The organism is Herpetosiphon sp. (assembly GCF_003512625.1).
Lineage (GTDB): Bacteria > Chloroflexota > Chloroflexia > Chloroflexales > Herpetosiphonaceae > Herpetosiphon > Herpetosiphon aurantiacus.
This window is the reverse complement of the sequence record NZ_DOPT01000021.1, coordinates 1-11,558: the sequence shown is the minus strand read 5'-3', so window position 1 is coordinate 11,558 and position 11,558 is coordinate 1. Positions and strand designations below refer to the sequence as shown.

At 50.1% G+C, this 11,558-nt stretch carries 12 protein-coding genes and 1 tRNA gene; 6 read left to right on the top strand and 7 right to left on the bottom strand.

From position 1 onward, the window contains the following. Positions 1 to 77: 77 nt before the first annotated feature. Positions 78 to 1,373 carry a glycosyl hydrolase gene (locus tag DEF47_RS04645; protein WP_012192362.1) on the bottom strand — a complete coding sequence of 432 codons (1,296 nt, stop codon included), beginning with the start codon at positions 1,371 to 1,373 and terminating at the stop codon, positions 78 to 80. A gap of 407 nt (positions 1,374 to 1,780) precedes the next feature. On the opposite strand from DEF47_RS04645, the gene DEF47_RS04640 reads away from it, so the two are divergent. The 4 genes from DEF47_RS04640 (at position 1,781) to DEF47_RS04625 (ending at position 3,414) form a co-directional block, all read left to right on the top strand. Beyond that, on the top strand, positions 1,781 to 2,518 hold the full coding sequence (locus DEF47_RS04640) for a hypothetical protein (protein ID WP_012192361.1): 738 nt from the start codon (positions 1,781 to 1,783) through the stop codon (positions 2,516 to 2,518). 122 nt (positions 2,519 to 2,640) lie between these two features. Next, positions 2,641 to 2,716 (top strand) — tRNA-Arg (locus tag DEF47_RS04635). 136 nt (positions 2,717 to 2,852) lie between these two features. Then, entirely contained in the window at positions 2,853 to 3,014 is a 162-nt protein-coding gene (locus tag DEF47_RS04630) for a hypothetical protein (RefSeq protein ID WP_287044996.1), read from the top strand. Between the two features lie 103 nt (positions 3,015 to 3,117). Beyond that, positions 3,118 to 3,414, top strand: a complete 297-nt coding sequence (locus DEF47_RS04625; protein ID WP_012192360.1) for a hypothetical protein — start codon at positions 3,118 to 3,120, stop codon at positions 3,412 to 3,414. On the opposite strand, the gene DEF47_RS04620 is transcribed toward DEF47_RS04625, so the two are convergent. From DEF47_RS04620 to DEF47_RS04605, 4 genes are all read right to left on the bottom strand, one after another. Continuing rightward, a complete protein-coding gene (locus DEF47_RS04620; RefSeq protein WP_012192359.1) occupies positions 3,411 to 4,424 on the bottom strand; it encodes a ParA family protein in 1,014 nt (337 codons plus the stop codon). The genes DEF47_RS04625 and DEF47_RS04620 overlap by 4 nt on opposite strands. A 245-nt stretch (positions 4,425 to 4,669) precedes the next feature. After that, positions 4,670 to 5,518: a dioxygenase family protein gene (locus DEF47_RS04615; RefSeq protein ID WP_012192358.1), complete on the bottom strand. Its 849-nt coding sequence runs from the start codon at positions 5,516 to 5,518 to the stop codon at positions 4,670 to 4,672. A 78-nt stretch (positions 5,519 to 5,596) separates the two neighbouring features. Then, entirely contained in the window at positions 5,597 to 5,968 is a 372-nt protein-coding gene (locus DEF47_RS04610) for a DUF1304 domain-containing protein (protein ID WP_012192357.1), read from the bottom strand. Positions 5,969 to 6,240: 272 nt separating this feature from the next. Then, positions 6,241 to 7,107: an MBL fold metallo-hydrolase gene (locus DEF47_RS04605; protein ID WP_012192356.1), complete on the bottom strand. Its 867-nt coding sequence runs from the start codon at positions 7,105 to 7,107 to the stop codon at positions 6,241 to 6,243. Between the two features lie 108 nt (positions 7,108 to 7,215). Here DEF47_RS04605 and DEF47_RS04600 point away from each other — a divergent pair, with 108 nt between their 5' ends. Next, positions 7,216 to 7,794 carry a TetR/AcrR family transcriptional regulator gene (locus DEF47_RS04600; protein WP_041304973.1) on the top strand — a complete coding sequence of 193 codons (579 nt, stop codon included), beginning with the start codon at positions 7,216 to 7,218 and terminating at the stop codon, positions 7,792 to 7,794. Positions 7,795 to 7,879: 85 nt separating this feature from the next. Then, complete coding sequence (locus tag DEF47_RS04595; RefSeq protein WP_012192354.1) at positions 7,880 to 8,623, top strand: phosphoribosylaminoimidazolesuccinocarboxamide synthase; 744 nt, start codon at positions 7,880 to 7,882, stop codon at positions 8,621 to 8,623. A 51-nt stretch (positions 8,624 to 8,674) separates the two neighbouring features. Here the strand turns inward: DEF47_RS04595 and DEF47_RS04590 are convergent, their stop codons facing one another. Continuing rightward, on the bottom strand, positions 8,675 to 9,448 hold the full coding sequence (locus tag DEF47_RS04590) for a hypothetical protein (protein WP_012192353.1): 774 nt from the start codon (positions 9,446 to 9,448) through the stop codon (positions 8,675 to 8,677). Continuing rightward, positions 9,445 to 11,166, bottom strand: a complete 1,722-nt coding sequence (gene recJ / locus DEF47_RS04585) for a single-stranded-DNA-specific exonuclease RecJ (protein ID WP_012192352.1) — start codon at positions 11,164 to 11,166, stop codon at positions 9,445 to 9,447. Before recJ ends, DEF47_RS04590 begins: the two co-directional genes overlap by 4 nt. Positions 11,167 to 11,558 lie beyond the last annotated feature (392 nt).

Here is an 11,558-nt window from a genome sequence, read left to right as displayed (position 1 = left end):
CGATTATAGCACACACGGTCGAATTGGGCAGACTGTAACTACGGGCCTGCAAATGCTTTTTAGGCCGTCAGAATCAGCTAATTAATGTTATTTAGCACCTGTGGAATCCAAACCCGCTGGCGAAAATGATCAACTAAATCGCGATAGGCATAAAAACTCGGTTTATACAAACTGACTGTGCCGTTGAGATCATAGGCTCCGTTGCCATCGTAATTGATATGCACAACGCCCCAAGCCTCACTGGCAGGCGGAAAATCCTCGTACTTGAACCAAAACCAGTTGGCAATTTCAGGTCGGCCATAGATCGTTGCCACAAATTGACGCATAAAATCGGCTTGGCGTTGCAACTCACTAGGATTATTCGGGTCGCCACGCGTGCCAATTTCGGTCAGCCAAAGCTGGCTGGTTTGGTCGAAACTACGCATCGTGGCAATTAGGCTATCCAAGCGCGGCGCGACTAATGGCAAAAAGTCGTTATCGCTGATCAAGCGGCGCATCTCGGCGGGATACGGATGGTAAGCCACGCCATCGATCGGATATTGGCCGTTGTGGCTATTGGCCCAATTACTGAATGGCGCTGCTTGGTAGAGCGCTTGCAAGTAACCGCGATCAGTGCGGCCTGATTCGTTGGAAGTTAATGGGTGCAAACCGCCAACGATCAACGGCGTTTGATCGTTGCGGCTGGGATCGCGCAAAATTCGATACAGTTTGGTGATTGTTTGGGCCAGATAATAGGGATTCATCTCATCTTGCTGGCCATTAGTATCGCCAATCAATGCAAAATAAAAATTTGGCTCGTTGAAAATCTCATAGGCATCAATCCGACCACGATAATAATCGGCGATGCTGATCGCACGTTCGAGCCAAGCTTTTTGATAGGCATTCACACCGCAGCCAATCGGGGCTGGTGGGCAGGGTGATAACTCACGGTCGGGATTGCTGGTGGGAATACTGCCTGAAACCGTGCCACCATCAAAATGTTGCACTCCCGCTTGAGGGCCGCGCAAAATATCAGTGCCCAGCAAGGCCAGCACCTTCAAGCCACGGCTATGCGCGGCACTGATAAAATAATCAGCCTGAGCCAAATTAAAACTGCCATAATTTGAGCCATCCCATGCGCCGTGAAACTCGAAGCGCACCCAATGCCCGCCCATCGCCACAATTTCATCGAACATGCGATCGATAAAGGCTTGGTTGGCAGCATTCGGATAAGCTGGATTGGTATTCCACTCGTAGGCTGGGTCGCGCACGACGATGCCCCACCAATCGCTTGGTTGGTCAGTGGGTGGCTCGGCATAGCTCATTGCAGGAAGCTGAGTGATCAAAAAAATTATGAGCATAAAGCCCAATAAGCGTTGGCATATACGCAGCACAAGGACCCTCCTAAATCATTACAAAACGTACTACAGGGTTAAGTATTGGTGAATCAGAGCGCTTTGGCTAGCATATTCATTACATATTTGTTACAGCAGATCTAACCAAATTCTGCCCAACATCTAGGTTAATATTCGATCCGCGAAGGACATAAAGGATTGGCAACCGCGAAGATCAAGAAGGACGCGCAGGCTTTTTTAGCCACAGATTGCACAGATTTGTTTGATTATCATCCTATGTTTATTACCTGATCCCTCTTCGCTTCGCGTTCTTCGTGGTTCAATGTCATACTTTTGATTTTTGCCCTTTGACTTCTGACTTTACTTCATATGTTCTTCACAGCAGTGGTTTATGCTAGAGCCATATCGAACAAGCGACGAATGCAATGGTACAAAACGGAGGCGTTATGAAAACGATTGGAAAATGGCTGGCAATTGTGGCAATCGCTTTTGCCTTGGTGTTTGTGGGTGGACGCTTAACCAGCACTCAAGCCCAAACACCAACTACACCCGATACTACCGAAACGCAACCAACCACGCCCGACAGCACCACGGCCAATCCAGGCCAAGGCTTTGGGTTTGGCAAGCGTGGCGGGCGTGGCGGTGGTATGGGTCAACGCGGCGGCATGGGCATTCATCATCAATTGGTTGAGCAAACCGCAGCCTTGACCAAACTGACCACGGCTGATGTGCGCAGCAAATTGGTTGAAGGCGCTTCATTGACCGAAATTGCCACTGCCAATGGCAGCAGCGAACAAGCAGTAATTGATGCAGCCGTAGCTCAAATGGAAACCAACTTGAGCGAAGCCGTCACTAATGGCAAAATTACCGAAGACCAAAAGGCTGAACGTTTAGCAACCGCCAAAACTGAAGCCCCAACCCTGATGAACCAAAAAGGTGTTGTTAGTGAAAAAGGCCCAGGTCGCGGTGGTCGTGGCCAACACCTGTTGGTGCAAGCAACCGCCGATGTAACCGGACTAACCGTTGAGCAAGTTCAAGCCGAAGTGCAAGCAGGCAAAACCTTAGAGCAAGTTGCGCAAGCCAATGGCAAAACCGTTGATGATATTATCGCCAACTTGCGCACCAAGGGCGAAGAACGCTTGAATACCGAACTCGAACGCGCTCGCGAAGCCTTGACCAAATAAGCCAGTTCGCCAGCGGTTTCCTCCACACAGCACTGAGAACAGCCAACAGCGGATGGAATTCCCATCCGCTGTTGGTTTTAAGATTTGCAACAAAGCCCAATTTCGAGTATTCTATAGACGTTGCGACCGTAGCTCAGTGGATAGAGCATTGGTCTTCGGAACCAAGTGTCGGGGGTTCGAGTCCCTCCGGTCGCGCCAATCACACCTACTTACTAGCCCAGTAAGTAGGTGTTTTTTATGGCTTTGCAAAGGCCTAAAACGATGTGACGCTGTTTGTCACAAGTGGATGCGATACTAGCCTCAGTTCTAACGCAATGTTAATTCGGAGGCAGCTATGTTGAACATCCAAACCCAACCATTCAATCGCTCATTGGCTTTGGCAATTATCGCCGCCTTGGCCTTGTTGATTTTGGCCACCAGCGTGATCAACCCAGCTCCATTATCGGCAGCCTTCGAGCCACAAACCCAAGTTGTTTGCAGCTTTTGTGGTCAATAAGGCCATAATCTACGCGTTCGGCACAATGGTGTGATTATTTTCCCGCTTAAATTCCTCATGCTATACTTCCCCTCAAATTAGGTTGTTCATTTAAGGTAGCGTTATGACAATTGAATTTTGGAGCTGGCTGGTTAGTGGCTTGGTGCTGCTTGGTTGTGGCATTTTAGCGTGGCAGATCAGCAATGGTCGGCGGCGGCGCATGATTACGTTTGTGCTCTATGCCGGGTTATTTGGGCTTAATTTGGCTGGGGTTGAATTTATTGCGCGGGGGCTTGATCAACTGCTTGGCTCGTGGTTGACGGTCAGCCCAAACAACCTAGCCCGTTTGCGGCTTGGTTTTGCAGGCATTTGGCTCGTTGCAATCGTTTTTGGGTTGCAGCGTGTGCGCAAATATTCCTAGCGCCGAACTCCCGAAGCTAATTCTTGGCGTTTATATTTGCAATGATCGCAAAAATAAACCCGATAGCCTGCCAACATCACTTGCTCTAATAACCGCCCACAATGCGGACATTCCTCACGCACAGGGCCACGAAACATGGGCTTTTCTTCGGCTTGTAAATTGCCAACCAACGATGGTTCGGGTGGTGGTGGTGGGTTTTCAAAGACGGTAAATGGACGTGCTGCTGGAACTGGGTTGGCCACAGGCTCAGCCATAGGTTTGGCTTGAAAATTAAACACATCGCCCAATTTTTCGACCAACGCTGCATAATCAATCGCCCCATTTGAGCGTGGATCATACTCGTAGATCGTTTTACCCTCAACCGTCGCCTCGGAAAGCCGCACATTGACCCGAACAGGGTCGGTTACAAGTGTGCCATACTCCTCGCGCAACGAGGCCAGCAAACGGTGCGATTGGCGATTACGTGCATCGAACATGGTAGGAATAATCATGCGTAATGCACCCATGGTGCCTTTGATGCGGGTGATATTTCGGCCAAGCTGGCGCAACCCTTGCAAAGCCAGGTGCTCCAAGGCGGTTGGCACAATAATGTCGGATGCTGCCATCAAGGCATTCAGGTTAAGCACAGTCAACGAAGCGCTACAATCAATAAAGACAAAATCATAGTTGCGCACGACCGGACGCAGGGCAATTTCGAGCACGCGCCCCCAATCTGGGCGTTTACCAATATCCGATTGTGCCTGCAATAATGCATCGCTTGAGGCAAGTAGGTCGATATTAGGGCGTACTTGCACGACACAATCAGGAATTTTCTTGTTATCGATCAAAACATCGTACAGGGAGCGGCGGGGTTCGGCATGCCCAAAACACATACGCACATTGCTCTGTGGATCGACATCGATCACAAGCACTGAAGCACCTTTGAGGGCAAAGCCGGCGGCTACATTCACGGTGGTAGTCGTCTTGCCAATACCGCCCTTGAAGTTGGTGACGGCAATTACGCGAGGCATAGGATAAAACTCCTGAGTATACTGCGAGCAGTGTACGGTAGAGTCTAGGCAACGTCAAGCAGGCCAGGCGATTTCATCACATGGCTCTTGGCTTTGGGCTTTCGTAAGAGGCAAGCATGAAAATCTTTTGTACCAATAGCGTTAATGATTGAGATCCCTCACCACCTCGCCCGCCACTGTGGAAGCGAGGTTGGGGTGAGGGATCGTAAACCTACCCTTAGCTAGTATCCGTCGTGGTTAAAAAACTAAATCTGTAGGCCAATCTCGAAGGTAGCGCTATAGCCTTGAGCACTTGGGGTAACTGTCAAGATCGTTTGGCCACCGCTTTGTTGATAGATGCCATCGCCATCGTTGAGCAAGGTACGCACGCCTTTGGCCACATACGGTGCTTGGGCGTGTACCACGTCGGTCAAGCTTTCGTCGAAGAAAAATTGAGATGTAAACTCATAGCCTTCGTCGGTACGAATTTTAAAGTGAATATGCACCGCTCGCCCTTGATACCAGCCTGGATAAATCGTGGTAAATTTGGCGAGGCCACTAGCATCGGTGCGCTGAAAACCACGCAAGAATTTCTGACCAACAGTGTTAAAACTGCGGTCAGTTGCATCGGAATAGACTCCATCAGCATCACAATGCCACAAATCGACAATTACCCCAGCTAATGCCGTACATGTGCCTGCCCCAATTTGGCTCACCACAACATTGATATCCAATTGGGTGCCTGCACTAACCGCATTGTTGCTTGGATCAGAACGAATATCCGAGCGTTCGAGTTTTTCATCGACAAAATACGGGCCTTCGGTTAACTCAGGGCGCACAATACAACTTGGCAAAGCCGCCACCGCCTCGCTCGTTGCCGTTGCTTCGGCAGTGCTAGTGGCGGCAGCGGTTGCCGTTGCCGCCTCAGCAATGGTATTGGTTGCGGCGCTGGTAGCTGTGGCGGTTGGGGCACTTGCTTGAGCTACAGTCGTCGCAGTTGGCGCAACCTCACTACTGCAACCAGCGATTACCGCCGCCGAACCAGCCAACCCAAACAGCCTAAGCACTTCGCGCCGACTCAAAATCCGGCCAACTGGTTGATCGTCATTATCCATAGATGCCTCCTTGTGCATAAAACCGCCCAAGCAGCATACCAAACAATAATGAAGAAAACTTAAAGATTTTCTAAGCAATTAAACAAACATGTGGATTAGCAAAGCCACCAAAGCCACAATTGCCGGACCACCTTGAATGAATAAAATTGAGCGTTTGGCGGTTAATCCACCATAAATTGCCGCCACAACCACACAAAGCACAAAAAAGAGTTGAATCTGCAAGCCAAACTCGGCATCGGGATGCACCAAGCCCCAAATTAAGCCAGCCGCTAAAAAACCATTGTATAAGCCTTGGTTGGCAGCTAACGATTTGGATTGTTGGGCAAACTCCGGCGTTAAACCAAACGATTTCATGGTGCGCGGCTGCGTCCAGGCAAACATTTCAAGATACAAAATATAAATATGTTCGACCGCCACCAAGCCCACCAAAATTAAACTAACGATTGCCATCACTCACCACCTTATACTAGATTCCAACAAGCTCATCAGTTGCCAAATCAGTGTCTGCCGATTGGTAGCAACTAGCTAGCTATAGTACCGCAAAAGTCAAAAGGCAAAAGTTGAAAATCAAAAAGGGTAGAAGGCAAACGAGGTAAACGACGAGGCTTTCACGCAGAGGGTGATAGAGGTCAGGGGCCAGGATTAATGATTGAGATAGGTAATTCAAATCTGATCCCTAGCCCCTGAATCCTGTCCCCTTGTCCTTCGTGGTTAAAAACAAACTAATCCTCGGCAATCGGTTGCCAGCGATAGGCATCACCATCGGGCACGACATAGCCAAAACTTGGCGTTGGAAAATGGCAGGCTGCCACTAAGGTTTTGCCATCACTGACCTGCTGCAACACCGCTAGGCGCGTGGCATGCGCTTGCTCTTTATCGACATCCAACCCGGTTGCAAAACTTGGATGGAACATTTGAATTGGGTTGAAAAAGATATCGCCAGCAATCAACACACGTTCGCCAGTGCCATGATCGATCAACAGCCCAGTGTGGCCTGGGCTATGGCCTGGAGTAAACCAAGTCGTGATGCCTTCAGTCAATTCAAAATCGGCCTCGAAAAAATCTAAATAGCCCTGCTCGTTCAGCCACAACACCTGATCTTGCAAGTAGCCAGCGCGTTCGGGAGTATGGGTTTGCATAAATTCAATCAGGCCTTGTTCAGCTTTATGGGCCAAATAGCGGGCATTGGGGAAACGCGCTTGCAATTTGTCATCAACATAATGCGTGTTCAAGCCAACATGATCAACATGCAGATGGGTTAAGAACACGGTATCAATCGCTGTAGCATCAATTCCCATCAAACTTAATTGAGCCTCAAGCTGTTGGCTGCTCAGCGCTGGCGTTGGCGGTGGTGCTTTGCCCAAACCTGTGTCAACCAAAATCGTGCGACTAGCCTGTTGAATCAGGTAGCAATGCACTCGTCCTAGCAAGGTTTCGGCGTTATAAAACGAGCTGGGATAGGCCGCACGAACTTTATTCCAAATTGCGTCGCTGACCGGCAGCATCGGCCATGGCGTGGTAACATCGACGATTGCCGTGATTGTGGTAGGCCCAAGTTGAATTGTGCGCTGTTGCAGCTCAGTTGTCATCTATTAATCCTTTCGTTTGGGTCTATGCTATACTTGTTGAATATGTTGAATTGACGTTCAACTTGATTATATTGAACTATGGTTCAATTTGTCAAGAGGTAATTAATGATGACTGATGATTTAAAATCTCCCAAAAAACCCTCGGCGCAACGATCTGATGCGCAACAAAACCATGGTCGGATTATGGCGGCGGCCAAAGCGCGGTTTGCTAGCGATGGGCCAAGCGCCGCCATGGATGCGATCGCTCGTGATGCAGGCGTGGCGGTTGGTACGCTCTATCATCATTTTGGCTCTAAAGAAGGCCTTTTGAATTTGGTGATTCAGGAGCATTTTCAGGTAGTAACTGATTTTCTGGCGAGCTTACAAGATTCGGCTGATCCTTGGTGGGCAGTCGAGCAGGTAGTGCGGGGCATGGCTAAACGCCAAATCAAAGATCGAGCCTTTAAAACCATGATTCACCAACATAGCAATTTGATTGAAACCACCAGCCAAGCCAAACGCGGCATTGATCCAGCGATTCAAGCCTTGATTGATCGTGCGCAAGCGGCTGGTTTGGTGCGGCCAGATTTACGCGCTGGCGATTTATCGGCCTTGTTGGCGGGCCTGCCAATCGGCGACGATCAAGCTGAGCAACGCGAACGCTACCTCTTGATTGTGTTGCAGGGGATCAAAAGTGAAAACGCATAAGCATGTATAATGGGGCGGGCAGACTCCATTTGCTGAGTTTGCCGTTGAATTTGCTTGCTCAACAACGCATGAAGGAGCGTTTTCAATGCAATACGGCACAAAATTAGCCGAAGGCAAAACCAAGATTATCTATGCTCACCCTGAAGACCAAAGCTTGGCCTATATGGTCCAAAAGGATTCGATTAGCGCTGGCGATGGGGCACGACGCAATGAAATCGACGGAAAAGGCGCGATCAGCGGTCGCACCTCGGCTAATGTCTTTGCCTTGCTCAACCGCAGTGGCGTGCGCACCCACTATCAATCCGACCCTGAACCTGGGGTGATGCTGGTTGAACGTTGTGAAATGTTGCCCTTAGAAGTAGTCATGCGCCGTTTGGCAACTGGCTCATATTGCCGCCGCCACCCTGAAACGCCCGAAGGCACCCGTTTTAGCCCACCATTGGTTGAATTTTTTTATAAAGACGATGCCAACCACGATCCTCAAATTTACTTGGAAGGGATTGTTGAAAAAGGCTTGGCGACTGCCGAGGAAGTCAGTTTTATCGAGCAAGAAGGCACGCGGGTGTTTGAGTTGCTTGAACAAACTTGGGCTGAGCGCGGTGTACAATTGGTTGATCTCAAGATCGAATTTGGCCGCACTGCCGATGGGAGCCTGATCGTTGCCGATATGATCGACAATGATTCATGGCGTTTGTGGCCCGACGGCGATAAGAGCAAAATGCTTGATAAGCAAATTTATCGCAATTTGCAAACTGTCACCGAGGAAGCGCTGCAAAACCTCAAAGCCAAATACGAGGAAGTGCGCGATATTACCGAGAGCTTCCGCTAAATTAGTGCTGATTACTGCGCCGCGTTCCATTCGGTGGAGCGCGGTTTTGCTTTAAGAGAGAAACTGCAAGGGTCGGCGGGCGGCGGCAATTCCAGCTTGCACAATGCGCTGAGCAACTTCGACCCGATAGCGCCAATGCTCGATCTGGCTATCGTAGTGTGCGGCTTGGCTTTGCTGAGCTTCAGCATCAGCAGCTTGGGCCTGAAATTGGTCGGGGATCTCCCAATCGAGGCCATCAACTTCGCAATAATTCAGCTTGAAGCCGCCACGATGCAACAAAACAGGCCATTCGGCATCAGTGCCCAGCGCATCAAGCGGCGGGCTATTGGCCAAAATAAAATGCGCCGCAACTGGCGTAAAGCCGCGTGCGCCAGCACTAATATCCATCGGCATGCCAAGGAAAAATGAGGCCATTGTATTGCTGGTTCGCTCAGTTTCGATCAAGGCGCGGGCGTGGGTGGCGTAGGCTTGCCAAGTGCGGCCAATAATTAAACAATGGGTTTGTGAACGTTGGGCAATGCTGGTCAATTCACTGGGGCGTGTTTCGATCCAGCGCAATGCCCGATCAAAATCAATTGCATGAATATAGTTTGGTTGAGTTTTGAGTGCTTCGGCCAAGGCCAAGTGGCGGCCTTGAAACCATTCAGTGGTTGGCACGGCCTTAACATTTGGCAGTTCGTTGAGGCTTTGCAGCAATTGAGCATCAATTGTTGGCGGCGTGGTGATTACAATTGCTCGATACAATTGGCTTAATTGAGGTAAAAGCCGCTCAAAACGGGCTAATTCGCCGCGTGGCTGCCAAGCTGAGGCTAAAACTAAGCTCATCGTTGCCCTTCACTCAAGCGCAAATCGACCAGCGTAAGTTGCACCGAACTGCGCCCATTCCATTCGTTGATGCCCACAGTATAAACGATATCGATCTGCGAACCATTGGGTAATTCTGCCAACCAATCGCCAAGGTTAAAGCCAATTGCGGTTTGATAATGGCGACCTTGTTGCAAACGCAAGCGCAAATGTTGATTTTCAGCACCAACCCCACGCGCCTCGATCACCGTTACGCGCCGACTGCAAAAGCGTGGTTGGGGATTTTCTAGCCCAAACGGAGCCATTTTTTCGAGCACCGCCAGCGTGTCAAGATTCAGTTGATCAAACGTCGCCTCAGCATCAATTGGTAACTGCGGCACCATCATCGCATCAGTAATCTGTTGATTGGCGATTGCTTGCAAGCGTTGTTCTAGCTCTGGAATATGCTCATTGGCGATCGTAAAGCCAGCTGCGGCGGCATGGCCACCATATTTTTCAAACAAATCGGCACATTCAGCCAAGGCATTGACAATATTAAAGCCTGGAATCGAACGAGCGCTACCCCGACTACGATCTTCTTCTTTGCCCATTACCAGCACAGGCCGCGCAAATTCTTCGGCCAATTTGCCTGCTGCCAAGCCCACCACCCCATGATGAAAATCCTCGCCCACAATCACCAAAATACGTTGATCAAGCTGGCCGCTATTTTGGGCTAATTCGCGGGCGGCCTGCTGAACATCGCGGGTTAGGGCTTGACGCTCAATGTTGGTGCTATTTAATTGGTCGGCAAAGCCATCAGCTTGGGCTTGATCGGGAGCCAGCAACAAACTATAGGCAATTCGCGCATCGACCAAACGGCCAGCGGCATTAATTCGTGGCGAAAGCCGAAATCCAACGCTACTTGCATCAATTTTGCCTTGTTCAACTCCCGCTACTCGCAACAACGCCTTTAAGCCTGGGCGTTGGCTTTCGTTCATGGCCTGCAAACCAAAATGCACCAACACCCGATTTTCGCCAGTCAAGGGCATCATGTCAGCGATTGTGCCTAGTGCCACCACATCGAGAATGTCGCGTGCTCGCAAGTTGTTAGGCTGAATGCCTGCCCGCCACAACGCTTCATACAATTTAAAGGCCACGCCAACCCCACACAATCCCTTGAAGGGATAGGCACAATCGCTGCGTTTGGGGTCAACCACGGCATAGGCAGGTGGTAAATTGGCGGGCGGCTGGTGGTGATCAAGCACAATCGTATCGAAGCCCAACTCGTTGGCGCGGCTAATTTCGGCAACATTGCTAATGCCACAATCGACCGTCACGAGCAAATCAAGCCCTTCCTGATGCAATTTTTCGATTGCCGCCAGATTCAGGCCGTAGCCCTCGCCCTCACGCTTGGGAATGTAGGGGCGCACTGGCAGACCAAAGGCTTTGAACAATTGCATCAACAAGGTAACTCCGGTCACGCCGTCGGTGTCGAAATCGCCGTAGACCACGACCCGTTGTTGTTGGGCAACTGCCTGCTTAATCCGTTCGACTGCGCGATCCATATCGTGCAACAAAAAAGGATCGTGGCGTTGTTTCCAATCGATATTGAGAAATTGCTCAACCGCTGCCGCATCGCGCCAACCGCGATTCCATAAAATAGCTGCCAGCAATGGATGATACTCGCCGAGGCTGCGAAGTTGGCTGGGCGAGGCCGATGTTGGCAATTGCCAATGGCGCATAACACGTTGGTTGAGCATAAAATCCCTCACGAGCTGGATTAGTTTGGCGATTGTAGAGACAAGCAGGCTAATCGTCAAATTGGTTTGGCTGAATACTTAAATTATAGAGCCATAAGCAAGCGATTTTTGGCATGTCAAAACGCCGATTAATCGATTGTGATTAATCGGCGTTGATTGATTATATGCCCTCAACCCGCTCCCTGATTATAAGGGTAGGTCGTCAACCATGATTGGATTGAATTCGCTGTCGATTTTCATACCCTCACTCCCTAGCCCTTCAAGGGTAGGGAGTTAACCATGATTCGGGAGGGATTTACTGCCCGATTAGCATGCCCTCACCCCCTAGCCCCCGCTCCCGCCCGCGAGGCGAGGGGGAACCATCAAACCAAACGCCCCTCGCCCGCCGCAGT